Source organism: Streptomyces hesseae (assembly GCF_031845785.1).
In the GTDB taxonomy this organism is placed as follows: domain Bacteria; phylum Actinomycetota; class Actinomycetes; order Streptomycetales; family Streptomycetaceae; genus Streptomyces; species Streptomyces hesseae.
The window spans coordinates 1-24,433 of sequence record NZ_JAVRFI010000031.1; the positions used below are offsets into that span (position 1 = coordinate 1).

The window sequence follows — 24,433 nt, forward strand, 5'->3', positions numbered from 1 at the left end:
CTTTTGGCACGCTGTTGAGTTCTCAAGGAACGGACGCTTCCTTTGTACTCACCCTCTCGGGCTTTCCTCCGGGCTTCCCTTCGGTGTTTCCAACCTTACCAGATCCGTTTTCCGTTCCGTTTCCGGTCTGGATTCCGTTTCCGGCCCCCTGTTGGAGCGGGGTTTTTCGCCTCTCGGCGTGGTCACTACTTTAGCGGATTTCCCTTTCGGCTCCTAATCGAGCCGATCGCAGAATATTTCGGCACGCCGAAATAGACCCCGATCAGGGATGTCCTCGCAGTAATGGTGGTTGCCCCTCGTCTCGGACGCGCCCAGGGCGCTGCCCGTCTCAAGCGGCTCGCCTACGTTAGGCCCTCTCGGCTCAGGAGTCAAGCACCTGCCTGCTGCCCCCGCTTACTCCTGTCGCGCGGCACATGGGCCCGGTACCGGCTGACCGTCGGGTCGCCGTCCGTCCAGAAGCGCCAGGGGTGGACGGCGCCCGCGCCGCCCACGCCCGTGCGAGGGCCGTTGCGTACCCGGCCGGTGGGGACGGGAGTGCCCTGAAGGACGGAGAGGGGCGCACCCTGGCCGGCGCAGATGTCCGTGCCGTTGAGTGAGCGGTCCACGTCGAGGGCGGTCGCGAGGCGGGCCGGGCCCTGGGCCAGCTCGCGGTCGTGGCGGGCCTTCGGGCGGCGGGCCCGGGCCAGGTCGACGCCCTTGATCACTTCGCCGCCGCGGAGCAGGACTCCGCTGGCCGTGCCCTCGGGGCCGCAGACCAGGTTGAGGCTGAACCACATGCCGTAGATGAAGTAGACGTACGCGTGCCCGGGCGGACCGAACATCGAGGCGTTCCGCTCCGTGCGGCCACGGAAGGCGTGCGAGCCGGGGTCCTTCTCTCCCGCGTATGCCTCGACCTCGGTGATGCGCAGTTCGATCGGGCCCTCCGGAGTCGTCCGGACGAGGGTGCGACCCAGGAGTTCGGGGGCGACCTCCAGTACGGGACGGTCGAAGAACTCCCGGTCGAGTGGCATACGGTCAGGCGCGGCAGTCATGCCGGTCGAGCGTAGTGGAAGGACCCGGCGGCCGGGTCCGGGGAGGATGAGCGCGATGGTGTTCAAGAAGCTGATGGCGAGCCTGGGCGCGGGCGGGGCCTCGGTGGAGACGGTGCTGTTCGAGGAGAACGTCGTACCCGGCGGGGTCGTGCAGGGCGAGGTGCGCATCCAGGGCGGTTCGGTGCCGCAGCGGATCGAGGGGCTGTCGGTGGGGCTCCAGGCGCGGGTCGAGGTCGAGGGGGACGACGGCGAGTACAAGCAGGACGTGGAGTTCACCCGTGTCCAGCTGGGCGGGGCCTTCGAGGTGGCGGCGGGGGCGGCACACGTGGTGCCGTTCGGGCTGGAGATCCCCTGGGAGACGCCGGTCACCATGTTCCTGGGCCGGCACCTCACCGGAATGAACGTGGGGGTGACCACTCACCTCGCCATCGCGCGCGCGGTGGACTCGAGCGACCTCGATCCGGTGAACGTGCATCCGCTCCCCGCCCAGCAGGCGATCCTCGACGCCTTCGGCCGGCTCGGTTTCTCCTTCAAGTCCGCCGATCTCGAGCGCGGCCGCATCAGTGGCACGCGGCAGCGGCTGCCCTTCTACCAGGAGATCGAATTCCACGCGCCGGCCCAGTACCGGGGGCTGAACGAGGTGGAGCTGTCGTTCGTCGCGGACGACCGCGAGATGGACGTCGTGCTGGAGATGGACAAGAAGCCGGGGCTGTTCAGCTCGGGCAGCGACACCTATCGCTCGTTCACCGTGGATCTGCGTACGTACGAGCAGACCGACTGGGCGGCCTACCTCCACCAGTGGCTCGCGGAGGTGGGCGGCAAGCGGAACTGGCTCTGAGCCGGAGCCGGCCGACGGCCGGCAGCCGGTAGCCGACGGCTGGGGAACCGGGCCCCGGCCGTCGGTCAGCCCAGCAGGACGACCAGGGGCGAGTCCGTGCTCGCCCAGTGGTCGACGGCGTCGTGGAGGACCGCCTCCGCCGTCCGGGCGTCGCCCGGGGCCGCCTTGCGGAAGGTCTCCCAGTCCTCGGCGAGCAGCAGATAGCCGCGGAACTTGCCGGAGCCCCACCACGACAGGTCCGTGAGGCAGTCGGCGAGGGCGTCCCAGTTGCGGCCGAACCACTCGGGGAACTCCAGGTCCGTCGCACAGCGGTCCAGGAAGGCGGCCTTGTCGTGGACCCCGGCGAGCTGGAGCCTGGCGCCCCGCCAGTCGGCCTCGGCGGCGCGGGCCATGACGTCCATGAGGGCGGCCGTGGGGGGCAGATGGTACATGCCCGGGGGGATCGATCCGTTGAGGATGCCGGGGAGCCCTGGGGCGGGCAGCGGGCGGGTCATGGGTGCACCACCGCTTCGAAGGTCTGGTAGTGGTCGCCGGTGTAGTAGCGCTCGGAGTGCTCGCCGGTGATGACGCGTCGGGCGCCGCGGGTGCGGGCTCCGGGGGTGGGGACGGTGTACTCGTGGTAGTAGCCGCGGGCCTGCTTGGGAAGCCGGTTCTCGTAGTTGCCGAAGACGGTGCCGTCCTTGTCGTACGGGAAGGGGCCGCCCTTGGCGATGAGTTCGAGGGTACGGCGTGCCTCGGGCGGCAGCTTGTCCTCGGTGACGGTCTTCATGCCCTTCGCCCAGGAGGGCGCCGAGCCCGGTGGTGGCGTCGTGACGGCCGGGGTCCGGTGTTTCTCCGCCTTCTGGCTCCCCGACGAGGAGCAGGCGGGGAGCAACAGCAGTGGCAGGGCGGCCAGCAGCAGGGTCAGGGCGCGCATAAGGCGGCTCTGCCCGCGTCCGAAGTTTCGAAGTACATGAAGCACACTCCATATGGTCGCAGTGCCGGTGGTCCAGGCGTCGCTAGGCTGGCGCTTTCAGCTGTCCGCGTGTACTGGAGGTGTCCTGGTGTCCGAGCAGAAGCGTCGGCCGCTCCCCCACGATTTTCATCCGCCGGTGCCTTCGTTCCCCGTGGTGAGCGATGACGTGACGCCCGGGGCGAGGCTGAAGGGCGATCAGGTCCTCTCCGGTGGCAATGTGTCGCCGCACCTGCGCTGGGAGGGCGCCCCCGAGGGGACGAAGAGCTTCGCGGTGACGTGCTACGACCCGGACGCGCCGACCGGCAGCGGTTTCTGGCACTGGGTCGTCTTCGACATCCCGGCCGGCGTCACCGAGCTGCCGGCCGGTGCGGGCAGCGGTGGGATGAAGGGGCTGCCCGCGGGAGCGGTGCATGTGCGCAACGACTACGGCACCCGTGACTTCGGCGGCGCCGCGCCGCCGCCCGGGGACGGTCCGCACCGGTACGTCTTCACGGTGTACGCGGTGGACCGGGAGCAGCTGGGGCCGGACGAGGCCGCCTCGCCCGCCGTGGTCGGCTTCCACCTGCGCTTCCACGCGCTGGGGCGGGCGCAGCTGATCGGTGAGTACGAGGTTCCGGCGGCCGGCTGACGTTCCCACGCCCCGTCACGCTCGGGTGGGCGGCCGGAAATTCCGTTGCGCCGGGCGGGCGGGGATCGCACAGTAGTGGTGCCTGACTGGCGGCTTCGCATGCGGCCGTCGGGTAGCGGGTACCGCAGTGCGGGGGCGGTGGGGCGCTGGTGCGCCGGCCGTCTGCCGGAGTCCGGCTTGTGAGCCGGGCGGCCGCGCCTGCTGCTGGGACGCTCCGGGCCCGGGGTTTTCACGGGGGAAGGGCCCGGAGCGTTCTCTTTGCCTGAAGCGTCTGCCTTCCTACCTGAGCAGCATCTGTGCGATCGCGACGCTGCCGACGACGACGATGACGCCGCGCAGGACCGTGGGTGAGAGCCTGCGGCCGACCTTCGCGCCTATGAGGCCGCCGATGGTGGAGCCGACGGCGATCAGGAGGACGGCCGTCCAGTCGACGTCGGCGACGAAGACGAAGAAGAGCGCGGCGACACCGTTGACGACGACGCCGATGGTGTTCTTGAGGGCGTTGACGCGCTGGAGGTCGTCGTGAAGCAGCAGGCCCATGAGGGAGAGGTACATGACGCCCTGGGCCGCGCCGAAGTAGCCGCCGTAGGCGCTGGCCAGGAGCAGTCCGGCAAGGAGGGCGGGGCCGCCGTCGGTGGGGGCCTCGGTTCCGTTGCGCTCCCGGCGGCGGGCGAGGGCCCGGGCGAGCCGGGGCTGGAGCACGACGAGCAGCAGGGCGAGGGCGATGAGCGCGGGGACGATCGCGTCGAAGGCCTTCGACGGCAGGGCGAGCAGGAGGATGGCTCCGGTGAGGCCGCCGATCAGTGCGGTGATGCCGAAGCGGATGACGCGGCCGCGCTGGCCGCGTAGTTCTCGGCGGTAGCCGACGGCTCCGCTGATGTTGCCGGTGACGAGGCCCAGGGTGTTCGAGACGTTGGCGGTGACGGGCGGCAGTCCGGTGGCGAGGAGCACCGGAAAGGTGAAGAGGGTGCCGCTGCCGACGATGGCGTTGATGGTGCCCGCGCCGACGCCGGCGGCGAGGACCGCGATTGCTTCCCAGATGGACAAGGCCATCTCCTTTGTTTCAGTGTGTCGCCTCCCCGCCTTGAGGGGGTCGGGGGGCCGCACTGATCATGCATGAATCGATCACGCATGGGGAGGGAGAGTCCCGGTCGATCGTCTCAGTTGATCACTGTTGATCGTTCAGTCGATCGGGGGCTGCTCGCGGCGCGGGCTCTCCTTGGTGACCTTGGGGGCGCTGCCGCCTCCGCCGCCCGGGGCGCCGAAGCTGCCGACGGCGCCGCTGAGGCCCTTGAGGGCGTCGCCGATCTCGCTGGGCACGATCCAGAGCTTGTTGGCGTCGCCCTCGGCGATCTTCGGGAGCATCTGGAGGTACTGGTAGGCGAGCAGCTTCTCGTCGGCGTCACCGGCGTGGATGGACTCGAAGACGGTGCGGATCGCCTGGGCCTCGCCCTCGGCGCGGAGGGCAGCCGCCCGGGCCTCGCCCTCGGCGCGCAGGATCGCGGACTGCTTCTCGCCCTCCGCCGTGAGGATCTGCGACTGCCGGATGCCCTCGGCGGTGAGGATCGCGGCGCGCTTGTCCCGGTCGGCGCGCATCTGCTTCTCCATCGAGTCCTGGATGGAGGTGGGGGGCTCGATGGCCTTGAGCTCGACGCGGTTGACGCGGATGCCCCACTTGCCGGTGGCCTCGTCGAGGACGCCGCGCAGGGCGGCGTTGATCTCCTCGCGGGAGGTGAGGGTGCGCTCCAGGTCCATGCCGCCGATGATGTTGCGCAGGGTGGTGACGGTGAGCTGTTCGATGGCCTGGATGAAGCTGGAGACCTCGTAGGTCGCGGCGCGGGCGTCGGTCACCTGGTAGTAGATGACCGTGTCGATGTTGACGACGAGGTTGTCCTGGGTGATCACCGGCTGCGGCGGGAACGGGACGACCTGTTCGCGGAGGTCGATGCGGTTGCGGATCGAGTCGATGAACGGGACGACGATGTTCAGGCCCGCGTTGAGGGTGCGGGTGTAGCGGCCGAAGCGCTCCACGATGGCGGCGCTGGCCTGCGGGATGACCTGCACCGTCTTCATGAGTGCGATGAAGACGAGCACCACCAGGATGATCAGGACGATGATGATCGGTTCCATCGTGGCTCAGCTCCCCGTGCCGCTGTCGTGGGTCTCGTGGGTCGTGACCGGTGCGCCGGTGCGGTGGTCCTGGCCGGCGCGGTGGTCTTGATCAGTCTTACAGAACCGGATGCCACCGTGCAGCCGTTGGGCCCAGCTCGTCGGGATGCGGCCGGTTCTGGCCGACGGGACCATCCGGCCGGCGAGGTCAGATGACGACCGCCGTGGCGCCGTCGATCTCGACGACGTCGACCTGCTGGCCCACCTCGTAGGAGCGGTCGGCGTGGAGGGAGCGGGCGGACCAGATCTCGCCCGCCAGCTTGATGCGGCCGCCACCGCCGTCGACCCGTTCGAGGACGACGGCCTGCCGGCCCCTGAGCGCCTCGATGCCCATCGCCGGCTCGCCGCGCCGGCCGCGCTGGCGGTTGGCGATCGGGCGGACGACGGCGATGAGGGCGACGGAGACGACGGCGAAGACCACGAATTGGGCCACCGTGCCCGCATGGAAGACGGCCGCGGTGACCGCGGCGGCGATGGCCCCGGCCGCGAGCATGCCGAACTCCGGCATGGCGGTCACGACCAGTGGAATTCCCAGTCCGACGGCGGCCACGAGCCACCACACCCATGTGTCCACATGGTCATGGTAGGGGTGGTGGCCGCCCGGCGGACAGGGCGTGCGGAGGGGGCTCGGGCTCCCTTAGGCCATCGGGAGGCCCTGGGCCGTCCAGCGGTCGCCGCGCTGCTCGACGACCAGCGGCAGGCCGAAGCAGTGGGAGAGGTTGCGGGAGGTCAGCTCGAGCTCGATGGGTCCGGCGGCGAGCACCTTGCCCTGGCGGATCATCAGGACGTGGGTGAAGCCGGGGGCGATCTCCTCGACGTGGTGGGTGACCATGACCATCGAGGGGGCGAGCGGGTCGCGGGCGAGCCGGCCCAGGCGGCGGACGAGGTCCTCGCGGCCGCCGAGGTCCAGGCCGGCGGCGGGCTCGTCGAGCATCAGCAGTTCGGGGTCGGTCATCATCGCGCGGGCGATCAGGGTGCGCTTGCGCTCGCCCTCGGAGAGGGTGCCGAACTTGCGGTCGAGGAACTCGGTCATGCCGAGGACGTCGAGGAAGGCGCGGGCGCGCTGCTCGTCGACCTCCTCGTAGTTCTCGTGCCAGCCGGCGGTCATGCCGTAGGCGGCGGTGAGGACCGTCTGGAGGACGGTCTGGCTGCGCGGCAGCTTGTCGGCCAGGGCGATGCCGGCCATGCCGATGCGCGGGCGGAGCTCGAAGACGTCGACCGAGCCGAGCTTCTCACCGAGGATCCGGGCGGTGCCCTTGGTGGGGAAGAGATAGCTGGAGGCGACATTGAGAAGGGTGGTCTTGCCGGCGCCGTTGGGGCCGAGGATCACCCAGCGCTCGCCCTCCTTCACCGACCAGGAGACCTGGTCCACCAGAGCCCGGCCCTCGCGGACCACGGATACGTCCACCAGTTCCAGCACATCGCTCATGAGCGCGTTGTCTCCCATTGCAGTCGCTTCGTCGCTTGCGCCTGTCGGCGCAGCCCCCTGGGAAAAACCTACGCCACCGGTTACCGATGGCAGTCCCTAGGCTGGGGGCCATGCTCGATGAGAATCGCTCAGGACGGCTCACCGCGTGGGGAAATGCCCTCCTTGCCGGATTTGCCGCCCCCGATGACGCCGCACACCACATCACCGGAAGTGACGCGGTCCACCGTGTCATCGGTTTGCCCGGCGAGTCCGGGCCAGTGGGACTGACGCTCGCACTGGGACGACTGAGGGCATTGGGGGCGACGGGATTGCGGCTGGCGCTGCCGGCGCCGGGACATCCGCTGGGGCTGAGCGGCCCGCCGGAGTTCAATGCCCGCGCCATGGAGGCCGAGGAGGCCGTCGTCGTCCCGGGGACGGCGCTGGGGCTGGTGCCGGAGGTGTACGAGGCGGGACCCGAGGGCGATGTGCACGTCGAGGTGGTGTGGCGCTGCCTGGCCGTACGGGACGCGCCGCCGGCCGATGTGCCGTCGCTTTCGGAGGCCGAGCGGGAGCTGGCCGAGGCGCTGCGCGAGGCGACCGAGGTGCTGACCAGGCTGGACGTGGCCGGCTCGGGACCGGCGGCCCAGGCGGCCCTGGAGGCGTACCGGGCACGGGCCGAGCGGAGCCGTGAGGTGCTGGCGCCGGGGTATCCGCCGCGGGCGGCGCGGGTGCTGGAGCTGGCGCAGCGGGTCGGGGCGCTGATCGACATCGCGTACGCGCCCGGGGACCGCGAGGGGCGTGAGCACGGCGGCGCGGTGAGCGCGTCGGAGATCGCGGCGCGGGCGGCGGCGCTGCGGCCGGTGGAGCGTACGGCCAGGCGGGCGCGGGTGGCCGCGTACAACGCGATGGTGGAGGAGCGGGACCGCCGGCGGCACTGATCGATCCCGCTGATCCGCCCGTGCGCCGATTCGGTCCCGGACGACGGCGAGGCCCCGCGGACGGAAGGGTCCGCGGGGCCTCGTGTGCCGGTGGAATGCCGTGCGTCAGTCGCGGTCGTGGTCGCGGTCGTGGTGGCCGCCCTCGTGGTGGCCACCCCCGTGGTGGTGCTCGGTCATGTGGTGCTCTTCCACCATGTGGTGCTCGCGGATGTCACCGTTGATGCAGGTGTTGCCGAACGTCGGGTTGAGGAGGCCGATGATGTCGATGGTGTTGCCGCAGAGGTTGATCGGGACGTCCAGCGGAATCTGGATGACGTTGCCCGAGATGACACCCGGTGACCCCTTGGCGACACCGGAGGCCAGCGCTCCGCCGAACCCGTCTTCGTCCGTGGCGGCGGCGGGGACGACGGCGGCGCCGAGGGCGACACCGGCCGCGGCCAGAGCGAGGGCGGCCTTCTTGGCACTGTTCATAGGTGCTCTTCCTTCTGATGACTGACCTGATCGGCCCCTGCCACGGGGCCCTGCACCTATGAACGCCAATGCACCGCCGATGGCACGGCCATCGACGGTGTTTGCCCTCTTTCGGACGATTGACCGCCACCCGGATGTCGGCTCCGCCGGATGCGGAGCCGACCTGCCTACGAGGTGGCGATGGTGGTGCGACGAGCTGATTACTCGTTGACGCAGAGGTTGCCCGCGGCCGGGTTCAGAACGCCGACGACGTCGATGGTGTTGCCGCAGAAGTTCACCGGGACCTCGACCGGGACCTGGACGACGTTGCCGGAGGCGACGCCGGGCGACTTCTCCGCCACGCCGTGCGCACCGTGCGCCCCGTGGGCGGAGGCGGCACCGGCGCCGGCGAGGGCGAGACCGCCGACGGCGAGCGTGACAGCAGCGGCCTTCTTGATGTTCTTCACTCTTACTATGACCTTCCTGAGTGTTTTGCCAGAGCGTCGCCACGGCTCCCGCCGCGGTTACGTCATGGAAAACGGGCCAGGGCCATTCGGGTTGCTGGGGCGGTTGGGTTATCACACGACCGCATGAATCTCTGATCAGAACGCGACGTTCCGCTACCGCCCGGGGCCGGGCGTTCCTCAGGCTCCGATCCCATGTCGGACGGCCCATAGCGCCGCCTGGGTCCGGTCGGCGAGGTCCAGCTTCATCAGGATGTTCGATACGTGGGTCTTGACGGTCTTCTCGGACAGGACCAGCGCCCGGGCGATCTCCCGGTTGGACCGCCCGTCCGCGATCAGGGCCAGCACCTCGCGCTCCCGCTCGGTGAGCCCGTTGCCTCTCCCCTGGCTCCCCGAGCCGCCCTCGTCCTGCGACAGCAGGACGTCCGCCACCTCCTGCTGAAGCAGGACGTGCCCGGCGTGCACGGACCGGATGGCACCGGCGAGGGCGTCCGGGTCCACGTCCTTGTAGACATAGCCCGCCGCGCCCGCCCGCAGGGCGGGGATGACGGTGCGCTGCTCGGTGAAGCTGGTGACGATCAGCACCCGGGCGGGGTTGTCGAGCTCCCGGAGCCTGCGCAGCGCCTCGATCCCGTCCATGCCGGGCATCTTCACGTCCATGAGGACGATGTCCGGTCGCAACTCCTCGGCCCGCTCGACGCCCTCGACGCCGTCACCGGCCTCACCGACGACCTCGATGTCGTCCTGGACCTCCAGAAAGGTGCGCAGCCCCCTGCGGACCACCTGGTGGTCGTCCACCAGCAGCACCCGGATCACTCGGTTCTCAGCCACCGGGCACCTCCATTTCGATCGTCGTGCCCTTCCCGGGCGCGGAGACTACGGTCAGGCCGCCGCCGACCCCGTTCGCCCGGTCCCGCATGGAGACCAGGCCCAGGTGCCGGCCGGCCCTGCGCACGGCGGAGGGGTCGAAGCCCTGCCCGTCGTCGGCCACGCGCAGGGCCGCGCCGTGGCCCCGGCGGGTGAGGGTGACGTCCACGGCCCGTGCCCCGGAGTGGCGCAGGGCGTTGTGGAGGGCCTCCTGGGCCACCCGGAGCAGTGCCTCCTCCTGGGCGGCCGGCAGGGCCCGTACGCCATGGGCGGTGAAGGTGACCCTGGCGGCGGACTGGGCCCGGTCGAGGACCTTGACCTGGGTGCGCAGGGTGGCGACGAGGCCGTCCTCGTCGAGCCCGGCGGGGCGCAGCTCCACGACGGCGGCGCGCAGCTCGTCGGCGGCCTCGGCGGCGAGCCGGGCGACCTGGTGGAGCTCGCCCTTGGCGCGGGCGGGGTCGCGGTCGACGAGGGCGGCCGCGGCCTGGGCGGTCAGCCGCAGGGAGAAGAGCTTCTGGGAGACGGCGTCGTGGAGCTCGTGGGCGAGGCGGGCCCGCTCCCCGGCGATGGTCAGCTCGCGGCTGCGCTCGTAGAGACGGGCGTTGGTGAGGGCTATGGCGGCGTGCTGGGCGAGGACGCTCAGCAGTTCCTCGTCCTCGGCGGTGAAGCCGCAGCCGCCGGCGGGCTTGGGGCACTTCTTGTTGGCAAGGAAGAGGGCGCCGAGGATCTCGTCACCGTCGGCGACCGGCATCCCGATGAAGTCGCTCATGTCGGGGTGGGCGTCGGGCCAGCCCTCGAAGCGGTGGTCCAGACGGACGTCGGCGAGGCGCTGCGGGGTGGCGTCCTTGAGCATGGCGGCGAGGATGCCGTGCTGGCGGGGCAGCGGGCCGATGGCCTTCCACTCCTCGTCGCTGATGCCGTCGACGACGAACTGGGCGAAGCCTCCGTGGTCGTCGGGGACGCCGAGGGCGGCGTACTCGGCGTCGAGGAGCTCCCGGGCGGAGACGACGATCGTCTTGAGGACGTCGCGTACCTCCAGGTGGCGGCTCATGGCGAGCAGGGCGGTGCTTACTGCCGTGAGGCCGGAGCGGGGGGCTTGCGTCATGGGGTCACGGTATCCACCGGGTCGGTTGCCCGGATCGGGCCTGCGGGGGGCCGGGCGTAGTCCGTAAGCCTTAGGCCGGTGGGCCCGTGGGCAGACTCTCCTCATGTCTATACCAATACGGTGGACCCCCACCCATGGTGATCCGTATCGGCCCGCGCCCTATCGGCCCGTGCGGATGCCGGTCGAGGAGTCGCTCGCCCGGGCGGCCGAGTTGCGGGAGCGGATGGCGGAGCGGCGGACCGTGCGGCGGTTCTCGGCCGATCCCGTGCCGGAGCAGGTGGTCAGGGACGCGATCGCGTGCGCGGCCACCGCGCCCTCCGGGGCGCATCAGCAGCCGTGGACGTTCGTCCTGGTGAAGGACCCGGAGGTACGGCGGCGCATCCGGGAGGCGGCGGAGGAAGAGGAGCGCCTCTCCTATGCGGGGCGGCTGGGCGAGGAGTGGCTGGCGGCGTTGCGGCCGCTGGGCACGGACGAGGTCAAGGCGCATCTGACGGACGCGCCCGCGCTGATCGTGGTCTTCCAGCAGCGCTACTGGCTCGGTGAGGACGGCAGCCGGCGCAAGCACTACTACGTGGACGAGTCGGTCGGCATCGCGGTCGGGATGCTGCTGTCCGCGCTGCATCTGTCGGGGCTGGCGGCGCTGGTGCACACGCCGAGCCCGATGCGGTTCCTGTCGGAGGTGCTGGGGCGGCCGGTGAACGAGAAGGCGTTCGCGGTGGTCCCCGTGGGCCATCCGGCGGCGGACTGCGAGGTGCCGGACCTGGTGCGCAAGAGCCTGGATCAGGTGCTGGTGGAGGTCTGATCCCCGGCCCGGTTCCGAGCACCTCAAAGGAACGTTTCTGATCGCAAACTCTCCGCAGGGGCGTGGCCACACCGGGTGAGACGCAAGGGTCCCCGGTGTGAGCCCGCTCATGGGACGCACATCACGTACGAAGCGGCCTAGTGGACGGATAAGACGCCCATAAGGAGCGGTTAGGGCAGGTGACGCACCCTTTCGCCCGAGCCGTGCGGAGGGCGTCGCAACGAAGTGGCGTAGTAGGTCACACCTTTGCCACCGCATTTTGCGACCGCTAAGAATTTGCTCCGTCGCATGGCGCCGCGAACCGAGGAACGGCGCTCCCAGCGCGCCAGGACGGGCCAGTGCGACTCATCGATCGGAAGAGGCTCAGCTCAGTATGCGTTCCCCCATCTCCGGCTATACCCGCCTGACCAAGGTCCACACGTTCTCCGCGGCCGGAATCGCCGCAGCCGGTGTCGCCGCTCTGGCGTTCGCGGTCGTGCCCAACGGTTCCGCCGACGCCGAGCAGTCCCAGGCGGTGAAGCCGGTGGCGTGGAACGCCTCCGCCTTTGGCGAGACCCAGCAGGCCGAGCTGAACAAGCAGGCGGACCACGCGGCCGAGCAGGCCAAGAAGGACGCCGAGAACAAGAAGAAGGCCGAGGCCGAGGCCAAGGCGAAGGCCGACAAGGAGCGCGCCGAGAAGGAGGCCGCCAGCCGGTCCGAGGAGCGCAAGCCGGTCGCGGCCGCCGCCGCTCCCGCCGCGCCCGCCCCCAAGGCCTACGCCAACAACCTGGACGGCTGGATCAAGGAATCCCTGGACATCATGAAGTCCAAGGGCATCCCGGGCAGCTACAACGGGATCTACCGCAACATCATGCGGGAGTCCACGGGCAACCCCAACGCCATCAACAACTGGGACTCCAACGCCGCCGCCGGCATCCCCTCCAAGGGCCTGCTCCAGGTGATCGACCCGACCTTCAAGGCGTACCACGTCGCGGGCACGTCCTGGAACATCTACGACCCGGTCGCCAACATCACCGCCGCCTGCAACTACGCGGCCAAGGTGTACGGCTCGATGGACAACGTGAACTCCGCCTACTGACGGCCGGAGGACAGCGACGCCGAAGGGCGGCACCCCGGTGGGGGTGCCGCCCTTCGGCGTGCTCACGGACAGGCCGTCACTTGCGCATGACCTCCGGCTCGTGGCGGCGCAGCAGGCGGATGACCGCGAAGCCGCACGCGACGCCGATGGCGAGGAGGGCGATCAGGTCGATGCCCCACTGGCCGGCGGTGTGCGCCCAGAGCTGGTCGAGGTTCGTCGGGTCGCTCTTGTCCATCGGCGCCATGATGTGCGAGAGGTCCAGAGTGGTGCCGGCGCCGGCGATGGCCCAGCGGGCCGGCATCAGCCAGGCGACCTGCTCGATGCCGGGCGAGTCGTACAGCTTGAACAGGATGCCGGTGAACACGACCTGGACGATGGCGAACATGACCAGCAGCGGCATGGTCTTCTCGCTGGTCTTCACCAGGGAGGAGATGACCAGGCCGATCATCATGCAGGTGAAGCCCAGAGCGATGATCATGACGCAGAGCTCGACGGCCGGCAGCTTCTTCAGGATGAGGCCCTGCGCCGGCAGCTTGCGGACCGAGAAGCCGATGGCGCAGGTGAGGATGCCCTGCACCACGGTGATGAGGCTGAGGATGATCACCTTGGACATCAGATACGCGGACCGGGACAGGCCGACGGCGCGTTCCCGTTCGTAGATGACCCGTTCCTTGATCAGCTCACGAACCGAGTTGGCGGCGCCGGAGAAGCACATGCCGACCGCGAGGATCAGCATGATCGTGCCGGCGTCCTGGTTGAAGTGGCGCGGTGTGGGGGCGCCCAGTCCGAAGTCGGACGGGATGAGGGTGCTCACGCCGCCGAGGACCGCGGGCAGGAGCAGCATCAGGGCCAGGAAGCCGCGGTCGGAGGCGATGACCGAGCTGTAGCGGCGCATCAGCGTCCACAGCTGGGAGCCCCAGCTCTGCGGTACCGGCGGGCGGACCATCTGCGGCTGGACATGCACGGACTGCGGGGCGACGGCGTCGATGTCGGCCGCGTACATCTGGTAGTGCTGCGAGCCCTTCCAGCGGCCCGCCCAGTCGTAGTCGCGGTAGTTCTCGAACGCGGAGAAGACATCGGCCCAGGTCTCGTAGCCGAAGAAGTTGAGCGCCTCCTCCGGGGGGCCGAAGTAGGCCACCGCACCGCCCGGCGCCATCACCAGCAGCTTGTCGCAGAGCGCCAGCTCGGCCACGGAGTGGGTGACCACCAGGACCGTGCGGCCGTCGTCGGCGAGGCCGCGCAGCAGCTGCATGACGTCGCGGTCCATGCCCGGGTCGAGGCCCGACGTGGGCTCGTCGAGGAAGATCAGCGACGGCTTGGTCAGCAGCTCCAGGGCGACCGAGACGCGCTTGCGCTGGCCGCCGGAGAGGGCGGTGACCTTCTTGTCCTTGTGGATGTCGAGCTTGAGCTCGCGCAGCACCTCTTCGATGCGCGCCTCGCGCTCGGAGGCCGCGGTGTCGCCGGGGAAGCGGAGCTTGGCCGCGTAGCGCAGCGCCTTACGGACCGTGAGCTCCTTGTGCAGGATGTCGTCCTGCGGGACCAGGCCGATGCGCTGGCGGAGCTCGGCGAACTGCTTGTACAGGTTCCGGTTGTCGTAGAGGACGTCACCCTGGTTGGCGGGCCGGTAGCCGGTGAGCGCCTTGAGGAGGGTGGACTTTCCGGAGCCGGAGGGGCCGATGACGGCGATCAGCGACTTCTCGGGGACGCCGAAGGAGACGTCCTTGAGGATCTGCTTGCCGCCCTCGACCGTCACCGTCAGATGGCGGGCCGAGAAGGAGACGTCACCGGTGTCGACGAACTCCTCGAGGCGGTCGCCGACCAGCCGGAAGGTCGAGTGACCGACACCGACGGTGTCCTGGGGGCCGATGAGCTGCTGCCGGACCGGCTGACCGTTGACGTACGTGCCGTTGTGGGAGCCGAGGTCGACGATCTCGAAGCCGCCGGGGGTGGCCCGGAACTCCGCGTGGTGACGCGAGACCTGGAGGTCGGAGACGACCAGGTCGTTGTCGAGGGCACGACCGATGCGCATCACCCGGCCGACGGCCATCTGGTGGAAGCGGGTCGGGCTCCCGTCGCCGCTGCCGGCCGCCTGGCCCTGCGGCTGGGCGGCCTGCTGCTGCGGCGCGTACGGCTGCTGCCAGCCGCCCTGCTGCGGTACCTGCTGGTACTGCTGCGGAGGCTGCTGTCCCCACCCCTGGGCGCCCGGCTGCTGGTACTGCTGCGGGGCCGGCTGACCCGGCTGGACCGCCGGGGCCATCGCCGTCTGCGCGCTGTAGAGGTCGGCGGCCGGGGCAGCGGCGGCGGCAGCGGAGAGGTTCACCCGCGGGCCGTCCGTCGCATTGCCCAGGTGGACGGCCGAACCGGGGCCGATTTCCATCTGGTGGATCCGCTGGCCCTGCACATAGGTGCCGTTGGTACTGCCGTGGTCCTCGATGAGCCAGCCGTGACCGCCCCACCGGATGGTGGCGTGTCGCCAGGAGACGCGGGCGTCCTCCAGGACCATGTCACCCTGCGGGTCGCGCCCGAGGGTGTACGACCGGGACGGGTCCAACGTCCAGGTCTGTCCGTTCAATTCCAGTACGAGTTCCGGCACTCCATGCCCCACTATTTGTCCCCCGCTGAGCCCCCTGCATGGGGGAGTCTAGGGATGGCGAACATCGGGAGGAACTATTTCAGGCGCAGTCCCTCAACCAAAAGTCGGGAGCCCCACGACCGTGTACCGGGCCTGTAACAGGCGCCGTTGACCGATGCGAAACGCGCCCTGACAGTAGTAACCGCCCAGGGATGCGCGGGATCGTCGCGGATCGTCCGCTTCCGGGGCGACTGGTAAGGACCGGGGGGCCGTGATGACCTTGACCAGCGGCAGCCGCGCGGCGCGCGGCGCGGATCTCGTACTCACCGCGATAGCCGCGGTGAGCTGGGCCTTTCTCGCGATGGCCGGGGTCGCGGCGGTGGGCCTGCATCTGCTGGGCGCGGACGCGGCCGGGTCGCTGGGCCCGCTGACGGCGGCGGTGGTCGTCCTCGCGGTGGGTGGCTCCCTCACTCCCTCGGGCTCGGTCGAAGCATTCGGGCTCACGGGCGCCGGGGCGCACACCACCATCGACATCGCGCCACTGGGCGTCAGTCTGGTGGGGGCGCTGCTGCTGGGCATGGTGTTCGCGCGGTCGCTGCGGCCGCTGGGGCCCGCGGTGCGGGGGTCCGAGCTCGTCGCACGGGGGGCCGCGGTCGCCCTGCTGTTCCTCCTGGTCCTGGGCGGGCTCGCGTGGGCGGCCTCCTCCACCGTCACCTTCGACGGCGGCGGTCTGGGCCTCGGCGGAGCGAGCGGCACCACGCGGATCCCGGGGCTGGGCGACATCGGGGACATCGGGGGCGGCCTGCCGGGCCGGCTGGGGGACCTGGCGCAGGCCAAGGCGTCGGTGGGCTTCTCGGTGCGGCCCGGGGCGTCGCTGCTCGGCGGCCTGGTGTGGGTGCTGGGCGTCCTGCTGGTCACCCTGCTGTCCGCCCGCCGGGCCCCGTTCCCCCGCCGCTGGCAGGCCGCCCACCGCACGGTCCGCCCGGCGGCCTCGGCGCTGCGCACGGTGCTGGTGCTGGCGGTCGTCGCGGGCCTGGCGGCCGCCGGGTACGCGGCGGCGGGCGACGGTCACCCCCGGCGGGTGCTGGGCGCGGCCGTGCTCGGGGCGCCGAACGGGGTGTGGCTGGGGCTGCCGCTGGGGCTCTTCGTCCCCCTGCGGGGCTCGGCGAGCGGGTCCCTGCTCCAGGTGCTGCCGCATCCGCTGGACGAGCTGCTGCGCGCCGGGACGGACCAGACGGTGACGGTGGGCCGGATCGCCGACCTGGAGCCGCTGGTGTGGCTGCTGCCGGTGGGCTGCGTGCTGCTGATGCTCACGGCCGGAGTGCTGACCGGGGCCCGTACGCCCCGGGACGGGGCCGGGCCGGGGGCGTACGCGTGGCGGTGCGGGCTGTCGCTGGGGGTGGCCACGGCGGTGGCGCTGCCGCTGCTGGCGCTGGCGACGCGGGTGAAGGCGGGCGCGAGCCTGTCGGTGCTGGGTGTCGACGCCCTGGGGGCGGGGCTGGAGCTGGCCGGCAGCGTGCCCCTGGCGCTGGCCCTGGGGGCCGTGTGGGGGCTGGGCGCGGGGGCGTTCGGCGGGCTGCTGGCGTACGCGACGGGGGCGGCGGGGCGGCGGGCCTCGGCCCATGCGCGCGGCCGGCGGCCGGACGAGGGGCGCAGCTACCCCGATCTGGCGTACGCGCCCGGCCCGTACGCCCCGTCACCGGGGTACCGGCCCTCGCGCCCGGACACCAATCCGTATCTGCGGCCGCCCGGGGAGGCCCCTCCCGGCGGAACCCCTCCTGGCGAGGCCCCTCCCGGCAAGGCCCTTCCCGACGAGAAACGTGGCGCGCGGGACCCTTCCGGGGGCCCCTCCGGTCAGGATCCCTTCACCGCGCCGACGCAGACGAGCCGTCCGCCGGTGCCGCCTCCGCCCCGGCGGCGGCCGGGGGCGCCGTACCGGTACGGGTCGTCGCCGGTACCGCCGCCGGACGAGCCGCCGCCCGCGCCGTGGCGGCGGTAGTGGCCCGCCGGGTCGTCGTCGCGGGGGCGCCGGGGGCGGGCTGAGTTGTCAGCCGGGACAGGTGTGCGGATACCGTAGGACCACCATGAGCGCATCGCAGATCCCCGCTGCCGCCGTCGCCACCGGCGATGAGGTCCCCACTCTCCTTGTGAAGATCTTCGGGAAGGACCGGCCGGGCATCACGGCCGGGCTCTTCGACACCCTCGCCGCCTTCGCCGTCGACGTCATAGACATCGAGCAGGTCGTCACCCGGGGGCGGATCACCCTGTGCGCCCTGGTCACCGCCCCCGTCGGCGGCTGGGCGACCGAGGGCTCGCTGCGGTCCACCGTGCACAGCTGGGCGGACTCGATGCACCTCCAGACCGAGATCATCTCCGGCCGGGGCGACAACAGGCCGCGCGGTATGGGCCGTTCCCATGTCACCGTGCTCGGTCACCCGCTGACCGCCGAGTCGACCGCCGCCATCGCGGCCCGTATCACCGACACCGGTGGCAACATCGACCGTATCTTCCGGCTCGCCAAGTACCCCGTGACGGCGGTGGAGTTCGCGGTCTCGGGCACGGACACGGAGAAGCTGCGCACCACGCTGGCCACCGAGTCGGCGGCGCTGGGCGTGGACGTCGCCGTGGTGGCGGCCGGCCTTCAGCGGCGGGCGCAGCGGCTGGTCGTGATGGACGTGGACTCCACCCTCATCCAGGACGAGGTCATCGAGCTGTTCGCGGCGCACGCGGGCTGTGAGGCCGAGGTGGCCGAGGTGACCGCGCGGGCGATGCGGGGCGAGCTGGACTTCGAGCAGTCCCTGCATGAGCGGGTGGCGTTGCTGGCGGGGCTGGACGAGTCGGTGGTGGAGAAGGTGCGGGCGGAGGTCCGGCTGACACCGGGCGCCCGGACCCTGATCAGGACGCTGAAGCGGCTGGGCTTCCAGGTGGGTGTGGTCTCGGGCGGTTTCACCCAGGTCACGGACGATCTGCGGGAGCGGCTGGGGCTGGACTTCGCCTCCGCCAACACGCTGGAGATCGTCGACGGCAAGCTGACCGGCCGGGTCACCGGGGAGATCGTGGACCGGGCGGGCAAGGCCCGGCTGCTGCGCCGGTTCGCGGCGGAGGCGGGTGTGCCGCTGGCGCAGACGGTCGCGATCGGCGACGGCGCCAACGACCTGGACATGCTCAACGCGGCCGGGCTGGGGGTGGCGTTCAACGCCAAGCCCGTGGTGCGGGAGGCGGCGCACACGGCAGTGAACGTGCCGTTCCTGGACACGGTGCTGTATCTGCTGGGCGTCACCCGGGAAGAGGTCGAGGCGGCCAACACCCACGAGTGATGGCCGCCCGGCCGATGGCCGCCCCGCCCGCTCGGGCGGGCGGCCGTCAGGCGTGCGGCGCCCAGAAGGCGACGAGCCGTCCCACACCGTGCTCGACGGACTTCCAGGACCCGGTGAAGGACAGCACCGCGACCGCGGCGGTGGGGAAGCCGGAACGGTTCATCCGGGCGAGCAGATCGCCGTCGGCCTCACCGGCGAGGGCGTCGGCCAGCGCGTGCATACCGGGGTTGTGCCCGATGAGCACCAGGTCGGCCACCTCGTCGGAGACCTCGTTGAGCAGGGCGATCAGCTCCCCGAGGGACGCCTCGTACATCCGGTCCTCATAGACCGTACGGGGGCGTTCGGGCAGCTCGGAGACGGCGAGCTTCCAGGTCTCGCGGGTGCGCGTGGCGGTCGAGCAGAGGGCCAGGTCGGGAGTGACGCCGGAACCGGCGAGCCAGCGGCCGGCGACCGGGGCGTCCTTGCGGCCGCGGTCCGCCAGGGGACGTTCGTGGTCGTCGCCGTCGGACCACTCGGCCTTGGCATGCCGGAGGATGACGATCCTGCGGGTCGGGTCGGAGCTCATGCCGTCCAGCTTCGCATGAAACGCGTGGCGAGGCGCGGGGTGTTGACGGGCTCGACCCCTCCGGGCGGCGGTCATGGGCGCGCGGGCGGTCACGGCGCCAAACGCTCCACGGCGTACCACGCGAAGCGCACCACCTGCGCGACCGTACCGCCCCCGGACGCACCGGCTTCGGAGGCGGCGTCCGCCGAGGCGGGCGAGGCGGTCAGCAGGAACGTCAGCAGGAAGAGGAAGACCCCGAACGCGGCGGCGGGCAGGGCCACGGCCCACCAGGTCGGCCGGGTCCGGGTCGGCCGGGTCTGCGTCCGCCGGGACACGGCGGCAGGGGCCTTCGGGCCGGCGGGCATGGGGTCTCCTTCAGGAGGTCGGTGCGCCGCGGCGTCGCGGCGTACTACGAACCTACGGAGACCCGCCACCTTCCCCCATCCGGCCTTCCACCCAATCGACCCTGACCTCCACCCCCTAGGGGATGGTGGGGCCAGCCCCACCCCCGGGCGGGCGGGCCGGTGGCGTCAGGGGGAGGCGAGGGTGGCTACCACGCTGATGACGACGGTGATGCCGAGCATCACGCCGAGGATCGTCAGCAGGGCCTTCTGGCCGTTCTTGGGATTGGGGTTCTCTTCGAGGACCGGCATGGGGACAGTCTCCCACCCGCGCCGGACCCCCGGTCACCCGGGTGCGTGGGTGACCCAGGCCCGGCGGATGCCCAGCCAGCAGCGCTGGGTGAGGACGACATGGCTGGCGGGCCCGACCGTGACGGGGGCGGTGTCCATCCCCGGGTCCCACCAGTGGACGCACTCGACGTGCAGCTGGACGCGGTCGGAGGTGGCGTCGCCGTTGAAGCAGTGGGTGACGGCATGGGAGCCGTGGAGGCGGGTGTGGCACTCGGCCTCGTGGTGCGCCGGCGGCGCGGGGGCGGTCGCCGTGGTGCCCAGCAGGGCGAGGGTGGCGAACAGCAGCACCGCCGCACGCCGTATCGGGGGGCTCATGCCCGTCCACCTCCCTCCTCCCCCAGTGTGCGGGCGCGCGCCGCGCCGCACGACCCGGGACACACGCGATGCCCGCCCCGGCGGTGGGCCGGGACGGGCATCGTGGGAGCGCGAAGGATCAGGCACCCATCATGTGCACACCACCGTCGACGTGGACGATCTCGCCCGTCGTGCGGGGGAAGAAGTCCGACAGCAGGCCGACGACGCCGCGGCCGGCCGGCTCCGGGTCGGCGAGGTCCCAGCCGATGGGGGCGCGGTGGTTCCACACGTCCGCGAGCTCCTCGAAGCCCGGGATGGACTTGGCGGCCATCGACTTGATGGGGCCGGCCGAGACCAGGTTGCAGCGGATGCCCTTGGGGCCGAGGTCGCGGGCCAGGTAGCGGTTGGTGGACTCCAGGGCGGCCTTGGCCACGCCCATCCAGTCGTACTTCGGCCAGGCGATCTGCGCGTCGAAGGTCAGGCCCACGATCGAGGAGCCCTCGCGCATCAGCGGCAGCAGGGCCATGGCCAGCGACTTGTAGGAGTACGCCGAGACCTGGACGGCCGTGGAGACGTCCTCCCAGGTGCCCTCCAGGAAGTTGAAGGCGCCCTGCGGGCCGAAGGCGATGGAGTGGACGATGCCGTCCAGCGGCGCGCCCTCGCCCAGGTGCTCGCGCACCTTGTCGGCCAGGCCGTCGAGGTGCTCCTGGTTGGTGACGTCCAGCTCGATGACCGGCGCGGGCTTCGGCAGGCGCTTGGCGATGCGCTCGACGAGCGAGAGACGGCCGAAGCCGGTGAGGATTACCTCGGCGCCCTCGTTCTGGGCGACCTTCGCGGCCTGGAAGGCGATCGACGACTCGGTGAGGACGCCGGTGACGAGAATGCGCTTGCCTGCGAGGATTCCACTCATGGTGATCAGTGACCCATGCCCAATCCGCCGTCTACGGGAATGACGGCTCCGGTGATGTATGCGGCGTCCTCGGAGGCGAGGAAGCGGACCGAGGCGGCGATCTCCTCGGGCTGCGCGTAGCGGCCCAGCGGGACGTTGCCGACGATGCCCGCGCGCTGCTCGTCGGTGAGCACGCGGGTCATGTCGGTGTCCACGAAACCGGGCGCGACGACGTTGACGGTGATGTTGCGGGAGCCCAGCTCGCGGGCGAGCGAGCGGGCGAAGCCGACGAGGCCGGCCTTGGAGGCGGCGTAGTTCGCCTGGCCCGGCGAGCCCATCAGGCCCACGACCGACGAGATCAGGACGACGCGGCCCTTGCGGGCGCGCAGCATGGCCTTCGAGGCGCGCTTGACGACCCGGAAGGTGCCGGTGAGGTTGGTCTCCACCACCGAGGTGAAGTCCTCCTCGGACATCCGCAGCAGCAGCTGGTCGCGGGTGACGCCGGCGTTGGCCACCAGCACCTCGACCGCGCCCTGCTTCTCCTCGATCTCCTTGTACGCCTGCTCGACCTGCTCGGGGTCGGTGATGTCGCACTTCACGGCAAGGAAGCCGGTGGGCGGCTCACCCGAGCGGTAGGTGATGGCGACCTTGTCGCCCGCTTCGGCGAAGGCGCGCGCGATGGCGAGGCCGATGCCCCGGTTACCTCCGGTGACGAGAACCGAGCGGCTCAAAGGATCACCCTTCCGATGTCGTATCCATAGATCTGCCGGACTACACCGAACGTAGCGGTAGAGGCCATGGAAGTGAGAAGCGACCTGCGACAGCGGCGACAGGCGGTCCCTGTTGGATCTCTACAGTCCCCTGCCGGGCTACGCCACCCAGTGGGCCGGCCGGGTGAGGCCCTCGGGCAGCCTGGTGGCGGCGTCGCCGCGGGCCGCGTTGAGCTGCGGCTGGGTGAGGAAGAAGGCATCGGTGAGGTCGGCGCCGGACAGGTCCGCGTCGCGGAGGTCCGCGCCGATCAGATCGGCGCTCCGCAGGTCGGCGCCGGAGAGGTCGGCGGCGATGAGATAGGCCCCGCGCAGGTTGGCGCAGCGCAGGTCCGCGCGGCGCAGCCGGCGGCCCATGAGGTCGGCGCCCCGGTGGTTCTTCGCCTTGCGCCCGCCCTTGGCCCGGACGAGTTCGCTGGTGCGCAGCAGCAGGACGTTCACCTTCTGGCGGTGCGCTCCCACGTCCAGGGCGGCCAGCGACGCGGCGTCGCCCTCGGTGAGGCGCTCGGTCTCCGCCAGCAGGCGCCGCAGGTCGGTGTGGACGGGGCGGGCGTCCTTCAGGGTGAGGGCCTCGGTGAGGTACCACAGCAGCTCGTGGAGGTGCCGCATCACCGGGAAGACCTCGAACATCGTCCGTGAGGTCTCCGGCGCGGTGCGCCAGTCCCGGCCGAGGAAGGTGACCTGGGAGACCTTCTGTCCGGCGCCGAAGCAGTCGTAGACGGTGCAGCCCTGGTAGCCCTTGTCGCGCAGCCGGGCGTGGATGCCGCAGCCGAAGTCCCGCTGGAGGTTGGCGCAGGGCGTGCCGGCGTCCTTGTCGCGGGCGAAGTCCGCCGAGCGCGCGAAGGGCAGGGCCACGCAGCACAGCCCGAAGCAGTTCCCGCAGTCGCCCTTGAGCGCGGCGCGGTCCGCGCCGGGGGTGGCGTCTTCACGTATGGCGGACACTGCGCGTGGGGTTCCTCTCGCATGGCGGGTGCTGCCGGTGGGTAACGAGGTGGCAGGCCACGACACCTTAACGGCATGGTTCACTGCGACACACACCGACAAGGAGCGTGGACCGTGCCGCATGAGATCGATCCGTCATTCCTCGCGCTGCCGCTGCGCCCGCTCGCCGACGCGGCCCTCGCGCGGGCACGGGCCCTGGGCGCCGAGCACGCGGACTTCCGCTTCGAGCGGGTGCGCAGTGCCTCGTGGCGGTTGCGGGACGCACGGCCCGCCGGTTCCTCGGACGCCACCGACCTGGGGTACGCGGTGCGTGTGGTGCACGGCGGTACGTGGGGTTTCGCCTCCGGTGTGGAGCTGACGATGGACGCCGCGGCACGGGTGGCCTCGCAGGCGGTGGCGATGGCGAAGCTGTCCGCGAAGGTGATCGCGGCGGCGGGGTCGGACGAGAGGGTCGAGCTCGCCGACGAGCCGGTGCACGCGGAGCGGACGTGGGTGTCGTCCTATGAGATCGACCCCTTCGCCGTGCCGGACGCGGAGAAGACCGGGCTGCTCGCCGAGTGGAGCGAGCGGCTGCTGGCGGCGGAGGGCGTGGCGCACGCGGACGCGTCGCTGGTGACCGTGCACGAGAACAAGTTCTACGCGGACACCGCCGGCACCACGACCACCCAGCAGCGGGTGCGGCTGCACCCCCAGCTGACCGCCGTGGCCGTGGACCCCAAGACCGGCGGCTTCGACTCCATGCGCACCCTGGCCCCGCCCGCCGGGCGCGGCTGGGAGTATCTGACGGGCGCCGGCGGCTGGGACTGGGACGCCGAGATCGCCGAGATCCCCGCGCTGCTCGCCGAGAAGATGCGCGCGCCGGGCGTCACGGCGGGGACGTACGACCTGGTGGTCGACCCGAGCAACCTGTGGCTGACCATCCACGAGTCCATCGGCCACGCCACCGAGCTGGACCGCGCGCTGGGCTACGAGGCCGCGTACGCGGGCACGTCCTTCGCCACCCCCGATCTGCTGGGCACCCTGAAGTACGGCTCCGAGATCATGAACGTGACCGGCGACCGGACCGCCGAGTACGGCCTGGCCACCATCGGCTACGACGACGAGGGCGTGGCCGCCCAGTCCTGGGACCTGGTCAAGGACGGCGTCCTGGCCGGCTACCAGACCGACCGCCGCACCGCCCGCCTCACCGGCCTCGACCGCTCCAACGGCTGCGCGTACGCGGACTCGCCCGAGCACGTGCCCGTGCAGCGCATGGCGAACGTCTCGCTGCGCCCGGCGGCGGACGGGCCGTCGACGGAGGAGCTCATCTCCGGGGTGGAGCGGGGCGTCTATGTGGTGGGCGACCGGTCGTGGTCGATCGATATGCAGAGGCACAACTTCCAGTTCACGGGTCAGCGTTTCTTCAGGATCGAGAACGGCCGGCTGGCCGGGCAGCTGAAGGACGTCGCCTACCAGGCGACCACCACCGACTTCTGGGGCTCCATGGAGGCGCTCGGCGGCCCGGACACATATGTCCTGGGCGGTGCGTTCAACTGCGGCAAGGCCCAGCCGGGCCAGGTCGCCGCGGTCTCGCACGGCTGCCCGTCGGCCCTGTTCCGGGGCGTGAACATTCTCAACACCACCCAGGAGGCCGGTCGATGAGCGGCGCGCACGGATCCGGCCGGGGGTCCGGGGGGCGTCCCC

27 protein-coding genes are annotated in these 24,433 nt (G+C 71.2%); 8 read left to right on the forward strand and 19 right to left on the reverse strand.

The window, feature by feature from the left end:
* Positions 1-368: 368 nt before the first annotated feature.
* Complete coding sequence (locus RM609_RS30795; protein ID WP_311615311.1) at positions 369-1,031, reverse strand: DNA-3-methyladenine glycosylase; 663 nt, start codon at positions 1,029-1,031, stop codon at positions 369-371.
* Positions 1,032-1,086: 55 nt separating this feature from the next.
* Here RM609_RS30795 and RM609_RS30800 point away from each other — a divergent pair, with 55 nt between their 5' ends.
* Entirely contained in the window at positions 1,087-1,869 is a 783-nt protein-coding gene (locus RM609_RS30800; protein ID WP_311615313.1) for a sporulation protein, read from the forward strand.
* A 65-nt stretch (positions 1,870-1,934) separates the two neighbouring features.
* Here the strand turns inward: RM609_RS30800 and RM609_RS30805 are convergent, their stop codons facing one another.
* Complete coding sequence (locus RM609_RS30805) at positions 1,935-2,363, reverse strand: barstar family protein (protein WP_311615315.1); 429 nt, start codon at positions 2,361-2,363, stop codon at positions 1,935-1,937.
* Entirely contained in the window at positions 2,360-2,785 is a 426-nt protein-coding gene (locus RM609_RS30810; protein ID WP_311615317.1) for a guanyl-specific ribonuclease, read from the reverse strand. The genes RM609_RS30805 and RM609_RS30810 overlap by 4 nt, the downstream gene beginning before the upstream one ends.
* A 127-nt stretch (positions 2,786-2,912) precedes the next feature.
* Here RM609_RS30810 and RM609_RS30815 point away from each other — a divergent pair, with 127 nt between their 5' ends.
* Entirely contained in the window at positions 2,913-3,452 is a 540-nt protein-coding gene (locus RM609_RS30815; protein WP_311615318.1) for a YbhB/YbcL family Raf kinase inhibitor-like protein, read from the forward strand.
* A gap of 279 nt (positions 3,453-3,731) precedes the next feature.
* Here RM609_RS30815 and RM609_RS30820 read toward each other — a convergent pair whose 3' ends face one another.
* From RM609_RS30820 to RM609_RS30835, 4 genes are all read right to left on the reverse strand, one after another.
* Entirely contained in the window at positions 3,732-4,505 is a 774-nt protein-coding gene (locus RM609_RS30820; protein WP_311615320.1) for a sulfite exporter TauE/SafE family protein, read from the reverse strand.
* Positions 4,506-4,634: 129 nt separating this feature from the next.
* A complete protein-coding gene (locus RM609_RS30825) occupies positions 4,635-5,582 on the reverse strand; it encodes an SPFH domain-containing protein (protein ID WP_311615322.1) in 948 nt (315 codons plus the stop codon).
* Between the two features lie 187 nt (positions 5,583-5,769).
* The gene (locus RM609_RS30830) at positions 5,770-6,195 is read right to left on the reverse strand and encodes an NfeD family protein (RefSeq protein ID WP_311615323.1); all 426 of its coding nucleotides are present in this window, start codon (positions 6,193-6,195) and stop codon (positions 5,770-5,772) included.
* 63 nt (positions 6,196-6,258) lie between these two features.
* Positions 6,259-7,068, reverse strand: coding sequence for an ABC transporter ATP-binding protein (locus RM609_RS30835; RefSeq protein ID WP_126913552.1), 810 nt, complete (start codon positions 7,066-7,068; stop codon positions 6,259-6,261).
* Between the two features lie 92 nt (positions 7,069-7,160).
* On the opposite strand from RM609_RS30835, the gene RM609_RS30840 reads away from it, so the two are divergent.
* Positions 7,161-7,967: an Rv1486c family protein gene (locus RM609_RS30840; protein ID WP_311615326.1), complete on the forward strand. Its 807-nt coding sequence runs from the start codon at positions 7,161-7,163 to the stop codon at positions 7,965-7,967.
* Positions 7,968-8,072: 105 nt separating this feature from the next.
* Here RM609_RS30840 and RM609_RS30845 read toward each other — a convergent pair whose 3' ends face one another.
* The 4 genes from RM609_RS30845 to RM609_RS30860 form a co-directional block, all read right to left on the reverse strand.
* The gene (locus RM609_RS30845) at positions 8,073-8,438 is read right to left on the reverse strand and encodes a chaplin (protein ID WP_311615328.1); all 366 of its coding nucleotides are present in this window, start codon (positions 8,436-8,438) and stop codon (positions 8,073-8,075) included.
* A gap of 200 nt (positions 8,439-8,638) precedes the next feature.
* Complete coding sequence (locus RM609_RS30850; protein ID WP_311615330.1) at positions 8,639-8,884, reverse strand: chaplin; 246 nt, start codon at positions 8,882-8,884, stop codon at positions 8,639-8,641.
* Positions 8,885-9,061: 177 nt separating this feature from the next.
* A complete protein-coding gene (locus RM609_RS30855) occupies positions 9,062-9,712 on the reverse strand; it encodes a response regulator (protein ID WP_311615332.1) in 651 nt (216 codons plus the stop codon).
* Positions 9,705-10,853 carry a GAF domain-containing sensor histidine kinase gene (locus tag RM609_RS30860; RefSeq protein ID WP_311615334.1) on the reverse strand — a complete coding sequence of 383 codons (1,149 nt, stop codon included), beginning with the start codon at positions 10,851-10,853 and terminating at the stop codon, positions 9,705-9,707. Before RM609_RS30860 ends, RM609_RS30855 begins: the two co-directional genes overlap by 8 nt.
* 103 nt (positions 10,854-10,956) lie before the next feature.
* Between RM609_RS30860 and RM609_RS30865 the strand changes: the two genes are divergently transcribed.
* Both RM609_RS30865 and RM609_RS30870 read left to right on the forward strand, forming a co-directional pair.
* A complete protein-coding gene (locus RM609_RS30865; RefSeq protein ID WP_311615336.1) occupies positions 10,957-11,655 on the forward strand; it encodes a nitroreductase family protein in 699 nt (232 codons plus the stop codon).
* Between the two features lie 373 nt (positions 11,656-12,028).
* A complete protein-coding gene (locus RM609_RS30870; RefSeq protein WP_311615338.1) occupies positions 12,029-12,733 on the forward strand; it encodes a transglycosylase SLT domain-containing protein in 705 nt (234 codons plus the stop codon).
* 76 nt (positions 12,734-12,809) lie between these two features.
* Here the strand turns inward: RM609_RS30870 and RM609_RS30875 are convergent, their stop codons facing one another.
* Positions 12,810-15,326, reverse strand: coding sequence for an ABC transporter ATP-binding protein/permease (locus RM609_RS30875; protein WP_438828578.1), 2,517 nt, complete (start codon positions 15,324-15,326; stop codon positions 12,810-12,812).
* Positions 15,327-15,579: 253 nt separating this feature from the next.
* Between RM609_RS30875 and RM609_RS30880 the strand changes: the two genes are divergently transcribed.
* Both RM609_RS30880 and serB read left to right on the forward strand, forming a co-directional pair.
* Positions 15,580-17,304, forward strand: a complete 1,725-nt coding sequence (locus RM609_RS30880) for a streptophobe family protein (RefSeq protein ID WP_311615342.1) — start codon at positions 15,580-15,582, stop codon at positions 17,302-17,304.
* Positions 17,305-17,389: 85 nt separating this feature from the next.
* Positions 17,390-18,622, forward strand: coding sequence for a phosphoserine phosphatase SerB (gene serB / locus RM609_RS30885; RefSeq protein WP_311615343.1), 1,233 nt, complete (start codon positions 17,390-17,392; stop codon positions 18,620-18,622).
* 46 nt (positions 18,623-18,668) lie between these two features.
* Here serB and RM609_RS30890 read toward each other — a convergent pair whose 3' ends face one another.
* The 7 genes from RM609_RS30890 to RM609_RS30920 all read right to left on the reverse strand — a co-directional run bounded on the left by RM609_RS30890 (position 18,669) and on the right by RM609_RS30920 (position 22,750).
* The gene (locus RM609_RS30890) at positions 18,669-19,187 is read right to left on the reverse strand and encodes a SixA phosphatase family protein (RefSeq protein ID WP_311615345.1); all 519 of its coding nucleotides are present in this window, start codon (positions 19,185-19,187) and stop codon (positions 18,669-18,671) included.
* A gap of 89 nt (positions 19,188-19,276) precedes the next feature.
* A complete protein-coding gene (locus RM609_RS30895; RefSeq protein WP_311615347.1) occupies positions 19,277-19,531 on the reverse strand; it encodes a hypothetical protein in 255 nt (84 codons plus the stop codon).
* Positions 19,532-19,696: 165 nt separating this feature from the next.
* Positions 19,697-19,819: an SGM_5486 family transporter-associated protein gene (locus RM609_RS30900; protein ID WP_311615349.1), complete on the reverse strand. Its 123-nt coding sequence runs from the start codon at positions 19,817-19,819 to the stop codon at positions 19,697-19,699.
* Positions 19,820-19,852: 33 nt separating this feature from the next.
* Entirely contained in the window at positions 19,853-20,173 is a 321-nt protein-coding gene (locus RM609_RS30905) for a hypothetical protein (protein ID WP_311615351.1), read from the reverse strand.
* Between the two features lie 118 nt (positions 20,174-20,291).
* Entirely contained in the window at positions 20,292-21,062 is a 771-nt protein-coding gene (fabI, locus tag RM609_RS30910) for an enoyl-ACP reductase FabI (protein WP_311615353.1), read from the reverse strand.
* A gap of 5 nt (positions 21,063-21,067) precedes the next feature.
* Positions 21,068-21,772 carry a 3-oxoacyl-[acyl-carrier-protein] reductase gene (gene fabG / locus RM609_RS30915; RefSeq protein ID WP_189454876.1) on the reverse strand — a complete coding sequence of 235 codons (705 nt, stop codon included), beginning with the start codon at positions 21,770-21,772 and terminating at the stop codon, positions 21,068-21,070.
* Between the two features lie 138 nt (positions 21,773-21,910).
* A complete protein-coding gene (locus RM609_RS30920) occupies positions 21,911-22,750 on the reverse strand; it encodes a pentapeptide repeat-containing protein (RefSeq protein ID WP_311615357.1) in 840 nt (279 codons plus the stop codon).
* A 114-nt stretch (positions 22,751-22,864) separates the two neighbouring features.
* On the opposite strand from RM609_RS30920, the gene RM609_RS30925 reads away from it, so the two are divergent.
* On the forward strand, positions 22,865-24,391 hold the full coding sequence (locus RM609_RS30925; RefSeq protein WP_311615359.1) for a TldD/PmbA family protein: 1,527 nt from the start codon (positions 22,865-22,867) through the stop codon (positions 24,389-24,391).
* Positions 24,392-24,433: the final 42 nt, after the last annotated feature.

What these genes read in the sequence shown, in the direction of transcription:
- RM609_RS30900 (WP_311615349.1), bottom strand. Translation starts at nt 19,819, where the DNA reads ATGCCGGTCCTCGAAGAGAACCCCAATCCCAAGAACGGCCAGAAGGCC.
- RM609_RS30810 (WP_311615317.1), bottom strand. Translation starts at nt 2,785, where the DNA reads ATGCGCGCCCTGACCCTGCTGCTGGCCGCCCTGCCACTGCTGTTGCTC.
- RM609_RS30805 (WP_311615315.1), bottom strand. Translation starts at nt 2,363, where the DNA reads ATGACCCGCCCGCTGCCCGCCCCAGGGCTCCCCGGCATCCTCAACGGA.
- RM609_RS30835 (WP_126913552.1), bottom strand. Translation starts at nt 7,068, where the DNA reads ATGGGAGACAACGCGCTCATGAGCGATGTGCTGGAACTGGTGGACGTA.
- RM609_RS30825 (WP_311615322.1), bottom strand. Translation starts at nt 5,582, where the DNA reads ATGGAACCGATCATCATCGTCCTGATCATCCTGGTGGTGCTCGTCTTC.
- RM609_RS30800 (WP_311615313.1), top strand. Translation starts at nt 1,087, where the DNA reads ATGGTGTTCAAGAAGCTGATGGCGAGCCTGGGCGCGGGCGGGGCCTCG.
- RM609_RS30865 (WP_311615336.1), top strand. Translation starts at nt 10,957, where the DNA reads ATGTCTATACCAATACGGTGGACCCCCACCCATGGTGATCCGTATCGG.
- RM609_RS30870 (WP_311615338.1), top strand. Translation starts at nt 12,029, where the DNA reads ATGCGTTCCCCCATCTCCGGCTATACCCGCCTGACCAAGGTCCACACG.
- fabI (WP_311615353.1), bottom strand. Translation starts at nt 21,062, where the DNA reads ATGAGTGGAATCCTCGCAGGCAAGCGCATTCTCGTCACCGGCGTCCTC.
- RM609_RS30795 (WP_311615311.1), bottom strand. Translation starts at nt 1,031, where the DNA reads ATGACTGCCGCGCCTGACCGTATGCCACTCGACCGGGAGTTCTTCGAC.
- RM609_RS30895 (WP_311615347.1), bottom strand. Translation starts at nt 19,531, where the DNA reads ATGCCCGCCGGCCCGAAGGCCCCTGCCGCCGTGTCCCGGCGGACGCAG.
- RM609_RS30905 (WP_311615351.1), bottom strand. Translation starts at nt 20,173, where the DNA reads ATGAGCCCCCCGATACGGCGTGCGGCGGTGCTGCTGTTCGCCACCCTC.
- RM609_RS30845 (WP_311615328.1), bottom strand. Translation starts at nt 8,438, where the DNA reads ATGAACAGTGCCAAGAAGGCCGCCCTCGCTCTGGCCGCGGCCGGTGTC.
- RM609_RS30840 (WP_311615326.1), top strand. Translation starts at nt 7,161, where the DNA reads ATGCTCGATGAGAATCGCTCAGGACGGCTCACCGCGTGGGGAAATGCC.
- serB (WP_311615343.1), top strand. Translation starts at nt 17,390, where the DNA reads ATGAGCGCATCGCAGATCCCCGCTGCCGCCGTCGCCACCGGCGATGAG.
- RM609_RS30820 (WP_311615320.1), bottom strand. Translation starts at nt 4,505, where the DNA reads ATGGCCTTGTCCATCTGGGAAGCAATCGCGGTCCTCGCCGCCGGCGTC.
- RM609_RS30880 (WP_311615342.1), top strand. Translation starts at nt 15,580, where the DNA reads ATGACCTTGACCAGCGGCAGCCGCGCGGCGCGCGGCGCGGATCTCGTA.
- RM609_RS30860 (WP_311615334.1), bottom strand. Translation starts at nt 10,853, where the DNA reads ATGACGCAAGCCCCCCGCTCCGGCCTCACGGCAGTAAGCACCGCCCTG.
- RM609_RS30890 (WP_311615345.1), bottom strand. Translation starts at nt 19,187, where the DNA reads ATGAGCTCCGACCCGACCCGCAGGATCGTCATCCTCCGGCATGCCAAG.